This is a genomic window from Geobacter sp. (assembly GCF_030834625.1).
Taxonomy (GTDB): Bacteria; Desulfobacterota; Desulfuromonadia; order Geobacterales; family Geobacteraceae; genus Geobacter.
This window is the reverse complement of record NZ_JAUQXO010000028.1, coordinates 37,840-52,644: the sequence shown is the minus strand read 5'-3', so window position 1 is coordinate 52,644 and position 14,805 is coordinate 37,840. Positions and strand designations below refer to the sequence as shown.

General features: G+C 43.0%; 17 protein-coding genes. 1 reads left to right on the top strand and 16 read right to left on the bottom strand.

Annotation, left to right across the window (positions count from 1 at the left end; all coding sequences use genetic code 11):
* Positions 1 to 751 (bottom strand): ArdC family protein (locus tag RCH91_RS07750; RefSeq protein WP_306534065.1); only part of this gene is annotated, 751 nt, incomplete at its 3' end.
* Positions 752 to 1,281: 530 nt separating this feature from the next.
* On the opposite strand from RCH91_RS07750, the gene RCH91_RS07745 reads away from it, so the two are divergent.
* Positions 1,282 to 2,079: an ImmA/IrrE family metallo-endopeptidase gene (locus tag RCH91_RS07745; RefSeq protein WP_306534064.1), complete on the top strand. Its 798-nt coding sequence runs from the start codon at positions 1,282 to 1,284 to the stop codon at positions 2,077 to 2,079.
* Here the strand turns inward: RCH91_RS07745 and RCH91_RS07740 are convergent.
* The 15 genes from RCH91_RS07740 to RCH91_RS07670 all read right to left on the bottom strand — a co-directional run bounded on the left by RCH91_RS07740 (position 2,068) and on the right by RCH91_RS07670 (position 14,785).
* Complete coding sequence (locus RCH91_RS07740) at positions 2,068 to 3,357, bottom strand: DUF6035 family protein (RefSeq protein ID WP_306534063.1); 1,290 nt, start codon at positions 3,355 to 3,357, stop codon at positions 2,068 to 2,070. The two genes, RCH91_RS07745 and RCH91_RS07740, sit on opposite strands and share 12 nt — an antisense overlap.
* Before the next feature lie 120 nt (positions 3,358 to 3,477).
* The gene (locus RCH91_RS07735; RefSeq protein ID WP_306534062.1) at positions 3,478 to 4,368 is read right to left on the bottom strand and encodes a hypothetical protein; all 891 of its coding nucleotides are present in this window, start codon (positions 4,366 to 4,368) and stop codon (positions 3,478 to 3,480) included.
* Between the two features lie 289 nt (positions 4,369 to 4,657).
* Entirely contained in the window at positions 4,658 to 4,780 is a 123-nt protein-coding gene (locus RCH91_RS07730; protein WP_306534061.1) for a hypothetical protein, read from the bottom strand.
* Positions 4,781 to 4,793: 13 nt separating this feature from the next.
* Positions 4,794 to 4,967, bottom strand: coding sequence for a hypothetical protein (locus RCH91_RS07725; RefSeq protein WP_306534060.1), 174 nt, complete (start codon positions 4,965 to 4,967; stop codon positions 4,794 to 4,796).
* Between the two features lie 12 nt (positions 4,968 to 4,979).
* Positions 4,980 to 5,222 carry a hypothetical protein gene (locus RCH91_RS07720; protein ID WP_306534059.1) on the bottom strand — a complete coding sequence of 81 codons (243 nt, stop codon included), beginning with the start codon at positions 5,220 to 5,222 and terminating at the stop codon, positions 4,980 to 4,982.
* Positions 5,223 to 5,939: 717 nt separating this feature from the next.
* The gene (locus RCH91_RS07715; protein WP_306534058.1) at positions 5,940 to 6,197 is read right to left on the bottom strand and encodes a hypothetical protein; all 258 of its coding nucleotides are present in this window, start codon (positions 6,195 to 6,197) and stop codon (positions 5,940 to 5,942) included.
* Positions 6,191 to 6,664, bottom strand: a complete 474-nt coding sequence (locus RCH91_RS07710) for a hypothetical protein (RefSeq protein ID WP_306534057.1) — start codon at positions 6,662 to 6,664, stop codon at positions 6,191 to 6,193. The genes RCH91_RS07715 and RCH91_RS07710 overlap by 7 nt, the downstream gene beginning before the upstream one ends.
* Before the next feature lie 11 nt (positions 6,665 to 6,675).
* A complete protein-coding gene (locus RCH91_RS07705) occupies positions 6,676 to 7,038 on the bottom strand; it encodes a hypothetical protein (RefSeq protein ID WP_306534056.1) in 363 nt (120 codons plus the stop codon).
* Between the two features lie 209 nt (positions 7,039 to 7,247).
* On the bottom strand, positions 7,248 to 8,318 hold the full coding sequence (locus tag RCH91_RS07700) for a hypothetical protein (protein ID WP_306534055.1): 1,071 nt from the start codon (positions 8,316 to 8,318) through the stop codon (positions 7,248 to 7,250).
* Positions 8,319 to 8,381: 63 nt separating this feature from the next.
* Positions 8,382 to 9,272, bottom strand: a complete 891-nt coding sequence (locus RCH91_RS07695) for a hypothetical protein (RefSeq protein WP_306534054.1) — start codon at positions 9,270 to 9,272, stop codon at positions 8,382 to 8,384.
* Between the two features lies 1 nt (position 9,273).
* The gene (locus RCH91_RS07690; protein WP_306534053.1) at positions 9,274 to 10,152 is read right to left on the bottom strand and encodes a hypothetical protein; all 879 of its coding nucleotides are present in this window, start codon (positions 10,150 to 10,152) and stop codon (positions 9,274 to 9,276) included.
* Between the two features lie 126 nt (positions 10,153 to 10,278).
* Entirely contained in the window at positions 10,279 to 11,604 is a 1,326-nt protein-coding gene (locus RCH91_RS07685; RefSeq protein WP_306534052.1) for a hypothetical protein, read from the bottom strand.
* A 286-nt stretch (positions 11,605 to 11,890) separates the two neighbouring features.
* Positions 11,891 to 13,768 (bottom strand): type IV secretion system DNA-binding domain-containing protein, encoded by a 1,878-nt coding sequence (locus RCH91_RS07680; RefSeq protein ID WP_306534051.1) that lies wholly within the window; start codon positions 13,766 to 13,768, stop codon positions 11,891 to 11,893.
* The gene (locus RCH91_RS07675) at positions 13,761 to 14,117 is read right to left on the bottom strand and encodes a hypothetical protein (RefSeq protein ID WP_306534050.1); all 357 of its coding nucleotides are present in this window, start codon (positions 14,115 to 14,117) and stop codon (positions 13,761 to 13,763) included. The genes RCH91_RS07680 and RCH91_RS07675 overlap by 8 nt, the downstream gene beginning before the upstream one ends.
* A gap of 368 nt (positions 14,118 to 14,485) precedes the next feature.
* Positions 14,486 to 14,785, bottom strand: a complete 300-nt coding sequence (locus RCH91_RS07670) for a hypothetical protein (protein ID WP_306534049.1) — start codon at positions 14,783 to 14,785, stop codon at positions 14,486 to 14,488.
* Positions 14,786 to 14,805: the final 20 nt, after the last annotated feature.

Genomic DNA, 14,805 nt, shown 5'->3' with positions numbered 1-14,805 from the left:
GCGGCGGCGGAGCAAGAATCGTGGACAAATTTGTTGAGCGTAAAACCACGCTCAAAACTGGGGCAGCGCCGGTCAGCTGCGCGACCGGGCACCACCTTAAACTCGACGGTTTATTGTCTTGACTATAGGGTCCACTCAACGTCACTCCCTTCCGGCCCAATCTGGAGACATGGCCGGTTGAATGTCCAAGCTCATGAAACAAGGTGGAATAAAATGCTTCATCACCGTGAAAAAGCTCCTGCTTAGGCATGGTGACATAATCGAATACGGGTGAATAACTGGCCTTACTCCCTGTTCTGATTTCCGGACAGCGGGGCATTTCGGAGATGATCCGCTCGGCCTCCTCAATGGGGTTGAATTCTCTCTCAAGTTGGACAATTACGGGGGCCTCAATCCCTTCACATTGTTCAATATTGAAAACGGTGTAATACCGCATGAAAGGAATTTCTTTTTCCTCTCCCGTTTCCCGATCTTCCACCTCCACCCTGGACCAGAAAACCACCGGAAGCCCTTTTGATCCGGCCTTTATATTCCCACCCCTCTCTTGAGCTTGCTTAAAGGTGAGATAGTATGGGGAGGAAAAACCAGCACAAGCGAGAAGGAAAGCGTTGATTCCCCGGTAAGGTTTGCCGGTTGTCAAGTTCCGGGGGGCGAGTGCTGCACCATTCCATGGCTTTCGCCACGGTATTTCCCCTTGCTCCAACTTTGAGATAATTTGCTCGGTGATCATGTCGGCTACGCTCTTCTTCATGGTCGGCTCCTCCCTTTTTTCTAGATTCGATCCCCCCTCGATGAATGATGGGTATCTGGATCGTGCGCTTTTTTTTGAGTCCCTTTTTTCTGAGTTCTCACCCCCGCTCACTATTCGGGCGGGGTGAAACTCTGAAAAAGGGACGAATGGCGCACGAGACAGCACAAACAGGGGGTTGCTGAAGCGTAGGGAACCTGAAGACCGTAAGCGTCAAGCGGCATGTCAACGGGTGTTTCGTTGGCGGGGCGATTGAAAAGCGGCAAGGGATGAAGGTGAATGGAAGCGGAAGCGTGATGGAGTGCCGAAAGGCAACACCTTGGCTTATAAGGGGTAAAATTATTTTAGCTTCAGGGTTCAGCTTGACGATGGAGGGGAGCGGAATCGTGAAGCGTGGTTTTCAGCGAATTGATATCGAAACGAAGTGGAGAGATGAATGAAGCGGGGTTTTATTGCTTGTAATGCGTGGAATTTTACAGTAACAACGATTTTAGACAGTTATCCTCTCCGGGATAGGGAAAAGGAGCGATCCAATGCAATTCAAGAGCAATGGTGTTCCGGTATTATCGGATGAAGAAATCGAAGCGATAGCCTATCAGCTTCTTGGCGAGGTTGATTCCTCCTGCCTTACTCTCCCCTCAAAAGTCCCTATTCCCAGCATCCTTCAGTATCTTGTTGATAATCACGGTCTGAAATTCACCATCTCTGATGAACTCGGTTTCCGTGGCCTCAACAAAATACGTGGGAAAACGATCCTGAGCCAAAATACCATTATTCTGGACAGTGAAATTGTACACAATGATGAACCGCTTTTTTTCATGACAGCAGCCCATGAAATCGGACATTGGCGGCTCCATCGGCACAGAAAGATATTCAGCGATAACGAGGAAGAAACCATTGATTCATTTGAAGATGGAGAGTTTAGTTTTTGGGATAAGGATGAATCGAAATTTATCAGCAAGAAAAAGGAATTGATAACCTCAATAGACTGGCTTGAACATCATGCAAAAGTCTTTGCGGCATCACTGTTAATGCCTCGTGTGGCCTTCTATGAAGCAGTTATCAGCGTACAGAGAAATATCGATATCAACAGAAACCTCGGGAAAATTTATCTAAACGACAATCCCAGCAGCAAAAATGATTTTTCCAACACCATCAAAGGATTACAAGAAATATTTGGCCTATCAAAACAAGCTATTGGTATCAGAATTAGAGAACTTAATTTGTTCATTGATAATAGATATCAATGCCAGAATAAAGATAAAGAAAAATTGAGGGCGTTTTCTTTAGAACAAGATAGAAAAATGTCTTTCGATTATCTAGATTATTAATTCTGGAAACAGGATTTGGAATAGCTTGTTATATCTAGTTTCTTGTTCTACTTTTTCGGATTGAAGTTTACTGAGTTTCTTCTTGAATATTCCTTTTTTCTCGTCACGCTGTAATACATCATTATATTTGTTATAACATTTTAGTGCTTTGATATAAATGCCGTAATATTCTTTTCTGTATTCCAATATAGTGTTAGACAAACCAAGCACATTATCATTTTCGTAACCTATTTTATCGTTTAATTTCAGACACAATATTGCTTGAATAATTTTCTTCAAGGCTGTGCTGCTTGCTTCAAACAAAATACCTTTCTGTGCAAATTTATGCTCATATAATTGGTATAACCTATATCTCTCTTTCCATTCAAAATTATCTTCATTTATAATCAATGTCTTGAATTCTTCGATGAAACTATATTCGAGCTTGTTCTTCAGTTTTTTAGTTTCACCTTCAGAATCGTAATAATACACTTTGTAGTTTTCATAATCCCACTTCAATTCATCAATGCTTACAGTCTTATATTGCCATTTGCGTTTAACACAATTATTTTCTAAATACGGCTCTATGTAGTAGCATCCGAATATAAATTTATTATTCGCATTAGTGATAGATATTGTTTCGTTATTGATGATGAATGCGTTATTGTTGTTTGAATAGATTATATCTTTTTCTGTGAATCTCTGTGAGTCTTCGTCTGTGCTAAATTGGTTGAAGAACCACATAATAAAGGTATTGTTTTTCTTATAATACTCTTCACGTTTTACGATTACACTAAGGAATGTGGTGGATAATTGTATTTCAAAAACAATATCAGTATTGTTAAACTTGCCAGATACGTCTGGTTTTTTCCACTCCTTTAAGAGGCCATTGCCTTTATAAACCTCATCTGTTTTCACATTTGAAAATCTATTATCTAACTTAATACTATCAGTAATGAAGTATTTCAACTTCTTATGGAGAGGACTTTCTTTTACTCCATTGTATTTCATTCGTTCTATTTCGTCTTTTGTATATTTATTGTAGGATTTGTATGGACAATCTCCACTATCAACAAAATGTGCGAAATGAATGGATATAAATCCCTGCTCCCTGCCTCTAATTTTTACTGGTTGGTAACAACACGAACATACAAGTAGTGGTTCATTACGTTGGTTATATTCTTCCAGTTTTCTGCGTCCTTTAAATACTTTATCCTCGGGAAGCGCAAAGAATTTCTCAGCATTTATCAGATTTCCTTTTTGGATATCCAATACTACTTCGATTGATCTTTCACTCATTGAATTACCTCCATGGGACTCAGGGTATTTTCTCCGAAGATAAGTTATTTTTCAAGATGTCAAAAACCCCCTTCCGTTTAAAGCGAAGGGGGCTTATTTCTCATCTGTCTCACTTTACGATCAGAATTCCCACCCCACTTTCAAGGTGAACGTGTCGTTTTTCTCACTGCTAGTCTCACCTCCAGTTGTGGTGTCGAACCGTAACCCCTCATACTGCAAACCGCCCACAAAGCGCCCTTTCTTTACGTCCAGACCACCGAAATATGAATTTTTTGCTTCGATTTTGGGCGTTCTGGTAATATTTCGCACTCGTATTTCCTCCCCCACCATATACTCTACCTGACCCGCCTCCACGTTCTTTACCCGTGTCGGCATGATCATCCCGCCGTTCAGTCCGATACTCCAGCCCCCGACGTTTGTTGACGTTTTGAGTCCAAGGCGGTGATAAGAAATATCCCAACGGCTTTCAAAAGGCCGGTCCTCGTCGAAAATATAATCGTCCTGCTTCTTGTTGAAAAACGACAGCTTATGCCCAAAGGAGTAGAAAGGTACCATGCTGCTATATACCTCGCTCAGGAAGGGAACAAACGGAACCAAATCTACCCCTGCACCACCCTCGATTGAGAAGGACTTATATCCATCAGTATTTTCAAAAGAGCTGTCTCCCTCCAGTTTCCCCATGAGTTTCAGCGACTTGAAAACGGAGATATCGCCCTCTGCTCCGAGTCCACCGAAGGGAATACTATGCTTGAAATCCTTCATCTTCTGCGAAAATTGACCTCCACGGAGATAGAATCTCCCTGTAAATTCAGGGTTCACGCTCCCTGCCGCCTCCTTGAAGAAGGAAACGGAATTTTCAAAAATTCCTTTATCAGGCTTCATCATGGCCGAAATTGGAGGCCCCATTTCCTCATATCCTGCCGGAACCTCCGCCGCCTCCTCTGCTTGTACCGCACCTACCCCCGTCACCATCACCATTGCCATTGCCGCCACCAAAATTACTTTTTTCATGTCTGTCTCCCTCCTGTGGGTTGGTTTTGAAGGGATATATGCTTCTTGGAAGCTGAGATTTAAGCTCTGGGCAATTTCAGAAGAGGAAATAAGGGGAGAGGAAGGGGGAAAATGAAAAAGCCCTTTTTACGGGCTTTTCTGAGGAGGGGAATGGTGGAGGGTATGTTAGAGGGTTTGGGGAGGGTATAAGGATCAGAAAGTTCCGAAACAGATGAAACTGAGGCCGGTAGGTACGCAGTCCCACCATGCTATTCCGAAGAGGAAGAAGGAAAGGAGGAAGGCAAAGGGCTTAGAACGGGTCATCGGGGCTTTCCTCCTCTCTCTTTCCTGTATGGGTATTCACGAGAGGGCCGACGATCCGGATTCCCCCGGTAGGTGTTATCTCAATTTTTCCTATGAAAAGTGGTGTCATGGTAGCTTCTCCTCTATTGCTGGCAATTGCTTTGCCGGAAAAGGGTTTGAAACACTGCTACAATGGCAGTTACTTCTAGTCCTTTGCCGGTTATAACACCAAGGGTGATAATACCGATGGCAAGCACTGATAAAGGGTTTTGGCTTATGATATTCAGGATTGATTTTTTAATGGTATCTGTGAGCATGGCTTATCTCCTTTACAAGAGTCCTTCAGGGATTTCTATTCCGTGGGATTTTGCTAAACGCTTAATAGAGAGATTTGGCTTTGGTCCTTCGATCAGCATCAAATCCCGGATATTGTATTTTTTGTATTGGCTCTGGCTGATTTCGCCTCTTTCTTTCAGATTCATTATCAGCTCAACAATTGAACAATAGAATTCAGGAGCGCCGGGGATTGATGTTCTATTAACAATTTTTTCATATTTGATTTTAGTTTTCATGGTTGTCTCCTTTAATATTGCGTTTTGTCTTTAAGATGTATGCATCGAGTGCCCTTCTAATGCTTTCGGATGGGCTAATACCAGTATCGTCTTGAATTTTTTTTAGATAATTTGATTGTTTTTGAGTGATATAGGTACTTATTTTAAGCATTGTCTTATCCTTTCAGTAATATATTGTCCTTGTATGTCTTTATATATACATTGTCTATGCCAATTATTAAGCCTATTATGTAGGTTTAGAAAATAATTAGACAGCAACAATTTACTTTATAGAATATGAATAATGTATTTGACTATAGTTTGAATTAATCATGATAAGAGACATATTCTGTATATATATCTGTTTGGACTAACATTTTTTGACACTGTTATTGAATGTCTGTCAAATATATGTCTATCGTATATACACATATCTTGTATGAGTTTTGTATTTGACTGTGAGTTTGCATGATGCTTGAGTGTCAAGTTTTGTCACATGGATGTTTAATGGGATGATGTTTCGATAAGCGTATGAAAGGCCGGATTATTTTGAAGCTGGCCTGTAAGAGAGAAAGTAATTTTGGAAAGGAAAAAGGGAGGCTCATTTGAACCTCCCTTCTAAAAGCGCCTTTGGTTTTTGTTGGATAATTTCACCGATTTTCATATCTCCACGGCACTAAAATTGAAATTCCTTTCCTAAATGCCGGGTTTCGGGGTTAGAAAACCCTCTGAAGTTGCTTAAAACAATTTTTGTTGCCTCCACTCTGAAGCATCGATCTTTACCCCCTGTTTCCTCCCTCTCTCCGTCTCTTCCTCGCTCTCACCTCCTCCCCTCTTCACCCTTTCAAGATACCGAATCAGCCGTTCAGCCTCTCGAATAGCCGCTTTAGCCTCTCCACACCGCCCACACTTGCAACATTCCAGAACCTTGAAAGCAACATGCAACTCAGCATCATATACCCTCGTATCTACTCCTTTTTTGAGGCTCTTCACCACGTCACCCCCAGTCCACCGACCACCCCCCTTCGGTTGTTGTAGCCGACCTGGATCAGGGCACGATTCCACCGATACATCAGCCCCCCGGCTCCCTGAAAATATTTGTGGAATTTATCTGAGGCCCCTGTAAACCCGATATCTACCTTGTTTTGCCAGCTTGCCCCTGCTCCGGCCCAAACGGTGAGGTTAAGCGGGGTAACGGTATATCCGGTTTTGACCAAGAAACCGACTTCAGGAGCGTAGTTGTAGGACTTCCCAATGGACTCAGCCCCCCAACTTTCCGGGGCATCGTGGGTGTTTCTCAAGGAAAATTCGGAAGCCAACAGACCCTTTCCGAAGATGAAGTCACTGCCCCCTATTTCAATTCCAAGGCTGTCCCTGCCGATATTTGCCAACGTGTACGGTTGTGCCTGAACTATTCCGGCCAGTGAGAGGACAAGCGAGAAAGCCAAAATTATTTTCTTCATGGCCTCCCCCCTTACCGTTGCTCAAAAGCGAGGGGGTTTACAACCCTCGGCGGTTCGTCTGTTTCCGGTACTCCGCACTGTTTTACTTCGGTGAGAACGCCCGACTTATCGAAAAGAAGATCCACCTTGACGTTGCCCCGACTGTATTTCTTCATCTTCTCGCCTGTTTTCAGGGGTACAGAGGTATCCGGCGCACCGAACATGGCCCTTACCTCTGCCTCGTTGGTTTTGCCGATCTCAAGCCTTTCGCATAGCTCCGTGTCGGTCCTTGCGAATTTCACCGCTGCTCCCACACCCTGCACGATGGACCCCACGCAACCCGTTAAAGTCATCGTTCCCGCTACCAATACCGTTGCAATAGTCAGCTTTTTCATTGCTTTTTCCTCCATATCCGTTGTTTTTGTTCCCGTTTCCGGTTCTTTGAAGGGATATATGCGAAGAAAGAAGGTGAAATTAAGGTGTTATGGGATGAAATTTGGTATTTGGGAGGGGAAATAGGTGAGGCTATATGGAGGGAAGCCAAGAAGAAAGGGGGCACAAGGCCCCCTGAAAACCGGCTTTTAAGAAGGAGAATGGTTTTATGCTACTGGAGATTCGAAACATTCAGGTTCTTCTTATGAGAAAAAACGGCTTTGATGGCCTGTTTCTTGATAAGAGCCGCTTCGTATGCCTTCCCATTAGACTCAAGTTTTTCGGTGTAAGTACTGACATCTGTTGCTATTTTTGAATATTTTGAAGTGCTTTTGAGGGCTTCAATGGCGTCTGAATAACTCCACGCCCTTGAAACTCGATAGGTGCCTGTGAAGCCGCTGTAACCTGCTCCATAAATGGGGATAGACCCGGCATAGAGTTGGGGCTTACCGCCCAGAACAAGCGAGGAAAAACCGCACTTAATATTCGTCACGGAGCTGTCGAAAAAACATGGCCCCTGAGCCTTCAAAATCCGCTCGTGGAGGGCTTTTACTCCCTTGGCCTCTGTTACCCCCTTAGCCAACGCTTTATCAAGGGCCTCAGCCGCTAATTTCAAAATATCATCATGTCCAATCGTTCCAGAATCGCTTTTAAGCTGCTCCACCGCTCCGGTAAGGTTCAAGTATGCCGTTCCGATAAAAGCCCCGTACAGGGCGAGACAGTCCCTATATTGGAGGATTTCTTGCTCGTCTGCCACGTCTGAAACCCTGCCATTTGAAGCGGCAAGTTGCTGAAGGTATTGACTTTTTATGCTGTCAATAGCCCCCGGCGCAAGTTCTGCGGATAACCCGAAGGAAGCAGGGAGGCGGGGATTGCTCATAACTCGGCACGATTTGAAAGATTCTGCTGTCTCCTCTAACTCCAAAATTTTGTTGAGAAAAACGGCTTCGAGACTCATTTGCACATCTGCGCTGCTGCTCTGCATAGCCTGCCTTACCTTCCGCAAGGCGTCCTGAACCTGTTTATCAGTCCCGGTACTTCTGCTTCTCTGGGTGCGATTCCCCTTCGAGTCTTTATTGTCCCTGCTCCGCTTGATGCTCCCAGACCGTTCACGATCCTGCTCGGTGCTACGATTGCTCTCAACTCCAACGTCCGGTGCTCCCCAGACGGACCCCGGAAACGGAACGGTGAAAGCGAAAACTGTAAGAAAAGCAAGGGGGAGTGTGAAAAAGAAACGGCGCATGATCTACCTCCTTCGATTTTATGAAGGTAGATATGCGCCGTTTCACGACTCTTTAAAGCAAAATTATTTTCTGAAGTACGCTTTTATCATTTTTTCCGTTGTACTTGGCTGAGATATGACAACCTTGGAAAAGTCAATAGCATTTCTGAGTCCATCTGTTGCTTGACGTTGCCAAATATCATCTATTATCTGATACGTTGCATTGATACTTACACTGTTTCCTTGCTCTTTCAAATAGGTGGATATTTGGTTGATTGTTGCCGGTGTGGTTACTTCAACAACAGCAAATCTTGCATTTTGATATAGTTCTTTCGATTGAGATTTCAATTGTGTTTCTGCCTTCTGTGACGTATCAATTCTATTAAGTTTCCAGTGTTGATTGTATTTTTCATAATCTGGAGAATCGAACTTCAGGTTTGCAATATTGTAAACCATTCTGTAGCCAAGTGACGGGTGACTTACTATCATCATGCTTTCGGTGAATTCGATAACATAACCATCTTCTGTTTTATTGACCACTCCTATCAATTGGCCTCTGCTGGAACGGAAATAAGACCCTTGATAGCTCCACTCCCCAGAACAGGAAGTACAATCAAAGTTTCCACCAATCCCCAAACTCTTTACCGCACCTTCACAAACTGCTTTATCCAGAAACGCTTGCATCCCGGTTGTCAGTCGGCTATTGCCAAACAAACAACCGCTTTTTGCTAGTCCATCGTTACCCTTATCAATGAATTTAGCAAGCTCTGCGGCGGTGAACTGGTGTCCTGTTACACTATACTGTTTAGACAGTTGTTGAACTACGGATTCTCCCTTAATCGGCCATGTCCCGGCAGGTGTGTATTGATAGTTCTGCTTTGGTGTTATGCTATTTAGTGCATCACCGATTACACCGGCAAAGGTAGTGTTAGCCAAAAGCATTAATGCTATTGTCATTGTTTTAATTGATTTCATGTTAGTATCCTCCCTTGTTTCTCTGAATATGTGACGGGTGGCCTTGCAGTTTTATAGCGTCTGCGAGGGCTTTTTGTAAGTCTGGGCTTCTGAACTTCTTCGCAATTTCGATCAGGCCGCCTATTGTGTTATCGTAACCATTAGCTGATAAAGGGGCGGCTTTATATTTGTCCAACTTCAATTCCGGTATTTTAGCCAACACGCTGTTAACATATTCGCCATCAAGCCTTTCACCTAAGCCTATCTTGACGATTGGTTCAGTAAGAGAAGAATAATTTGGCCTTACACTCACTTCTCCCATTGCTATTTCATGTTGCAGGATTGGGGGTATTTCTATTTTTTTGAGTTCCTTATGAATTTCGCTACTTTTAATATCGTCGTCTTTGACCTTGTAATATTCTGATAATATTTTGCCGTTATCCATAATCAGCCTCAAATATACGGGATGACTCGGATAAAGTAGTGGCATGGTCTTTATCATCACAAGTTGCCCTGCATTGATTCCCGGCCAAACCGCTATATCAGCGGTTCCGCAAGAAGTAGTTGTATATTTTTTCTCTGGGATGGTCATAAACATAAGCTCTGTTTGGCTGTCGAAGACAAAAGCGGCCCCAAGATACCCTTCATCCTTGTCAGGACCGCAGACCGTGGAGTAACGGACCAGAAAACCATCATCCGTGGTGTAGGCTGCTACGGAATACTTGACGCTCCTCAACTGTTGTCCCAGTGCCGATTTTTCGTCTATTCTGTCCACAATTTTGTGAAATTGGGTTGAAGATAGGTCCGTTTTGATCGTTTTTGTGCTCACGTTCGATGTTGCACAGCCCCCCAGTATCAAAGCCATTGCCGCCGTTATCATCGCCCCACATAGCCTTTTCATAGTGCTTTCCTCCCTGTAAATGGTTCTTTGATTGAAGGATATGCACCAGCTATGGAGAAAATTAAGCACAAAAAAACCCCGGCTCCGAAAGGGAACCGGGGTGGGGGGTTGCAATGACCACAAATCTCAGATTTTTCGTTTCAGCAGTTCATAAACGTTTATATTTGTTGTTTTGTAGAGTGATTTATCCAGATTTTGTTCGACAATCCTGTATTTTACTGCGAAACCAAAGTTTATATTACTTTTTCTGGCTTTTTCCGCAGTTATTTTATCGAAAGTCATTTCCTCTTTCATAAAATAATCCAATTGCCTGACAACGCTCAGAGGTCTTGCGAGTTTTGCTTGAGGAGGTAATTCTATCGGCTGGTCTAAGGATATTAATTTTATATCTTTGCCTACGTATACAGATATTGAATACACTTGTATAAATTCTTTTGTCTTATTATCTAGGTTGATAGAATTTCCGTTGAAATCCATAACTATATTTTTATCAGACATATTATATACCGGAAAAACAGTTCCGAAGTCTGCGCTATTAATTAATATGTCATAAACAATTTCTTGTTTAGTATTGCTAGATTTTATTGTTTGTGGAGCATTAATAGTAAAGGCATATCTACCTTTCAGATTTTCTTTGTTGTGGATTAAATTCAAATATGAAATCAAATCTGAAAGTTTATTTTGATATTCTTTAAAGTAGGAATCTTGCTCTCTAAAATAATTTATTGCCATATTTGCTGGTATATCTATCTTTTTAATGTCTGTTTCAGGCAATTCGTTTTGCTGTAAGCTGACAAAAGTAGTCGGGTCAAAGCTGTTATCAAAGAATCCGCTCTTATCTATTATGTTTGGTTTGAGAATTATATTGTTTTGTAACCTGCCGTACTTTTCTAAATATTCTTTCCTCAAATCATCAAATTTATTCAATCCTGAAACCCACTTATCATATTCATCGAACAGTATTTTTCTATCTATTCCGGCATTATTCAGGGCCTCAGTGACACCTTGCCGGTATTTCTCTTCGTTAAAATAGCTATATTTGTAATTGACTCCTGTAAGTGCTGCTCCGGGTATTGCTGTCCCGAAACTCAGTACGGCATAAGCTAAGTTTTTTCCTATAGTATCAGACTTTATTGTTTTAAGTTCTCTGAAATGCGATTCTTTATAGTCACAAGGAATACCTTCTTTTTCATCAGGAGTATTGTAAGACCATTTGCCACAAGTTAGTTCATCTATATCAAATGTTGGAGATAAATCATTCAGTAAATAATCTCCTTTAATATTATTGATGTTGGATAGATAGTATTTTCCATCGACAATATTTATATTTGAATACAATTTATTTTTACCAATGTAATCAAATTTGTTAATAGTTACATTGTGATTCAGACTGGAGCATCCTACTAAAATTATTCCAGAGGTGACTACCGCAAGAGTTTTAGCTATTTTCATTTTACCCCCTTTAAACACGATAATTGGAGGTTTTCATTACAGTATTTCGCTTTAATGAACAATCAAAAAATACACACATATGATATTGATTCGGACATTCGCCAGAGGGGGCGTGGAGTGTCTAAAACACCCCCAAGAAAAGAAACTGAATTTATGCAATCCTGGGTTATTGTGGACAGGGCGGGAAATTGAATCGCCCTTCTGAAGTCCTTTTAAATGTCCGATTTGAAGTCCGTTCAGAAGGGCGATTTGAAGTCCGATTGGACTATCACATTTCCCCATAACCTCAGTATTGTTCGATATCTAGCTCCTGTCCTCTCCTTCCGTCTTCCCGGCTCTGCTGTTTCTGTTGTTGTTCATACTCCGGAAAGTCCATATCCGTTGCCGTTGCCTGTTCCTGATCCTGTTCAAGGTCAAGTTCCGGGTTCAGTTTTTTTTCTTGGGCTTTTAGCTCCTGCTGACGCTTCACGATCTCCTCAAGGTCGAACTCCTTTTTCAGCATGAAAGGCTCTTGAAGAAGAGGGTATTTCTTGAAAGGTATGGTGGTTTTGGTAAGCCCGTGGTCCGGCACGTTTACCAGACACTCGAATTTTTTCAGGTTCTGAATTTCGATGGGAAGCAAAAGGCGTTCACTCCTCTTTGCTTGCCGGAAATTCTCACCGTCCCGATTGTCTCCAACGCCGTATGAGAGGCTGATTTCCTTTTCGAAATATTCGGTTTCCCCTACCTTGTCGCTGAGGAGTTTGGCTGTATTGGGATCGGCAACCGAGAACACAACAGAGGTACCGCAACCGTTGTATATAGCGTCCCTGATATCCCTTCCATAAACGGAATCAAGCTGTCCGAAAGCCTGTAAAAGTATCCAGACTGAGGCACCCTTTCCCGCTCCTTGGTTGAGGGCCATTTCGATGGACGGCAGACGGCCAAGGGCGGTCATTTCATCGAGAAAGTAGTAAACTCTTCTGTCCACGTCCTCTTTCATGGACAGGTGTTTCGATATCATGAAGTCGATGAAAAGGCCGGTAATCGGTCTGAGGGTGTCTTTAACGTCTGAATACGAAGCAACGAAGATCCACCCTTCCCCCTTTTCCAGCCAATCGCATATGGAAAAATCACCGTCTGCATGGGCCAGAAACTCGAAACCTTTTGCGTACACCATGAGTTCGGTAAGGAAACTCAGGGCCGTTCTACTGGTGGGGTCTTGGAGGTGTTTCAAGCCCCGTTCACAACCCGGAACTTGGGAAAACATTTCGGCCAATTTTTCACCTGAAGCTGTTACACATTCCCACACTGCTTTGTTGGTTTTCCGGTCCGTGAAGTAGCAATATTTCAAGATGCTGGTGAATATATCCTTGGCCCCTTCTGTCCATATGGGATCACTGTTTTTGGCGGGAGGGGGGATCAAGGCTCCGGCTATCAGGTCGATATCCGTTACCCGCTTTATGTCGTTGAATACCGTCCATCCCAACGTCCGAACGTCGAGCGGATTAAAGAGCTTGTCGCCTTTGCTTTCGTCTCCAAACTGGCCCCAAAACTCACCCTTGAAGTCGAAGACAACGCCCCGTGCTCCTTTCCGTTTTTTCGCTTTCTCGATGATCGGATTGAGCATCTGGGTTTTACCTTGGCGAGGTCTTCCGAGAACAAAAACGTGCTGTATTTCTGCCTCCACGGGGAGGGATACACCGCCGATTCGGAAGTCAGTTTTTTTGTCGGATTTTTTAATTTCAGAATTCATTTCGGATTCGTTTTTGATTTTGGCTCCACGGATATATTCGGGTTTCGATTGTTCCTGTCCACGCTTCTTGAAGAAGCCAACGGCGAAGGAAAAAACGATGGGGGCGACGGGGAGACTTGTCAGGTAATAGAGGACAATTTTTTCCTTGTAGTGGTTCGCTATCTGCACCGAAAGTTCCACGTCCTGAAGAAGTTCCGGGAACATATAAGCTACCGTACTGCCCCCGCCGATGAGGTGAACCAGACGGGCAAAATAGAACTTGGCCGTGAAGATCAGTCCGGCGGTTTTCAGGTTGAAGAAGACGGCAATAAGGAAAAAAACCATTTGGATTCCGACGCCCCAACCTGCCGAATGCAAGAGCATTTTGATATACATCCTGACGCTGTTCCACCATGTTTCATGGCCTTGATATGCGTTACCGTTATTCATTTTCGGTTCCTCCATTGGAGAGGATTTTATGAGCCAGCTTTTCAGCAATTGTTCTTATCTCATTGTTCAAATTCTTTTTAGAATCCGGGTTCTGTAAACCTGCCAATTCGACTGCTCCAATACTCCCCCTTGCGACGTGATAAACAAGTTGAGAGATATTGAGTGAAGTTAGAGGGATGAGCATTTGTCTAAGCTCTTCTATCTGTCTACTTAAATCATTTTTCTTGATTTCACCTCGAATACATTCACGGATCAATTCACTTGTAGTTAGTCCTTTTGTATCACAAAGCCTGTTCAGCTTCTCCCGGTCCTCATAACTGATTTTGCATGTTATCGTTGCCATTCCCATGACATACCTCCTTGGCTGTTTTCTGGTATTACGTTGGTGATACCAATGGATATGCGGGTTTAGAGGTGTTTTTTAAGGTGCGGTAATACCGCAATGAGAGGAAAGTGGGATTACGTAATACCAATTGGATTTATGCAGGGTTAGGTTTGGTTTTGGGGTGTGGTAATATCAATGCTAATTGCGTAGTGTGTGCTGTCATTAGACGTATAGTTTTAAGGTTTGGTTTTTTGTGGTTTTGACTTCAAAACAGGTGGGGAGTTTCAGACTGTGAGATAAAACCTTTTTGGCTTGTAAGGTGGATGGGAATTTAAAAAGGGGCCGGTGATTTTCACTCAGCCCCTTCGAAGAAAAAATGATTTTGAAAATGTCTATGCTGCATCCTCCTCCGCTTCCGATTCCAGTACCGGAACGGTCATCTTGATTGCATCGGAATCGACTGGTTGCCGTTCCCCATTAACGATTTTCTCAACCGATTTTTTCAAGTCGTCAAGGGTCAATCCGGAGTACTCATTTCCACGATACAACAAAACCATTTTTCCAATTTCAGCCATTGTTTTTTCCTCCTGTTGTTTGGCCTTTTCCTTCTCCAAGCGTTCCAATTTTCTCGCTGCCTCAATCTTCCGTTTTGCCTCTTCCCGAAGCTCCTGAGCCGTTTTCCGTTTCGCCATTTGGGGTTCTCCTTTCGTCT